At 64.7% G+C, this 1,017-nt stretch carries 2 protein-coding genes; one reads left to right on the forward strand and one right to left on the reverse strand.

Features of this window, described 5'->3' with window-relative positions:
- Positions 1-327: M20/M25/M40 family metallo-hydrolase (locus tag EOC06_RS19890; protein WP_128308585.1), on the forward strand; the 327-nt coding region annotated here is incomplete at its 5' end.
- A gap of 6 nt (positions 328-333) precedes the next feature.
- Here EOC06_RS19890 and EOC06_RS19895 read toward each other — a convergent pair.
- Positions 334-1,017: LysR substrate-binding domain-containing protein (locus EOC06_RS19895; RefSeq protein WP_245469818.1), on the reverse strand; the 684-nt coding region annotated here is incomplete at its 5' end.

Below are 1,017 nucleotides of genomic sequence, written 5' to 3' on the forward strand. Positions count from 1 at the left end.
GCTTCCGAAGCCTCGACCATCGCGCCTGAGGCGGCAATCGACATCGACATCACCAACACCTATCCCGGCCTGGACACGCCGGCCAGTTCGCAAGCCGTCGCTTTCATCAAATCGCTGACCGGCGCCAACAACACCATCAAGGTTGCCTACGGCACGGAGGGCGGCCTGTTCAGCCGCGATCTCGGCACGCCGACGGTCGTGTGCGGACCGGGATCGATGGCGCAGGGACACAAGCCGGATGAGTTCGTCAGCGTCGAGCAGATGCGCCGTTGCGATGGCATGCTGGAAAAATTGCTGCAGCGGCTTGCCGACCAGCAGTTGGCTTAACCGGGGCTACTTCTGTGGAAGTGCTGCCTGGCCGACAGCCCGCTCGGCGCCGAACACGCCTTGCTCGACGACGAAATGCCGGCAGTGGTCGATGAACGCCTGGACGGTTTGCGTGCGGTGTTCGGAACTGGGCAAGGCGACGCCCATGGTCAGCGGCCGCAGATCGCCGTCCAGCGGCACGAAGACCAGCGGCTTGCCGTCCGGCGCCAGCGTGTTGAGCGGCCGCATATTGGCGATGCCGTAGCCGAAGCCGTTGGCCACCATGGAGCGCATGACGGCGATGTCACCGGTGCGCTCGGCAATGTTGGGCCGGATTCCGCGCTGGTGAAACGCCGACAGGAAATATTCGCGGCTGAACGGCAGGTCGAGCAGAACCATCGGCTCGTCGGCCAGCTCCTCCGTCGTGATCGACGCCTTTGCCGCGAAGCGATGCCCCGCCGGCAGCATGACGTACGCCGGCACCAGCATCAGCGGCTCGAAGGTCATGTCCTGCGACAGTTCGAGATCGTAGGTCAAGGCAAGGTCGATTTCACCGCGCTGCAGCATCTCGAGCAATTGCCCCTGATTGCGCTCGAACTGGCGCACGCGCACATCGGGATAGGCGCGTTCGAACCGCATGCGCAGCGCCGGCAGCACGATTTGCGCAAAGGTCAGCAGGCATCCCACCGCCAGCGGGCCGCGCACCTTCTC

Source organism: Mesorhizobium sp. M7A.F.Ca.MR.362.00.0.0, from assembly GCF_004023175.1.
GTDB lineage: Bacteria > Pseudomonadota > Alphaproteobacteria > Rhizobiales > Rhizobiaceae > Mesorhizobium.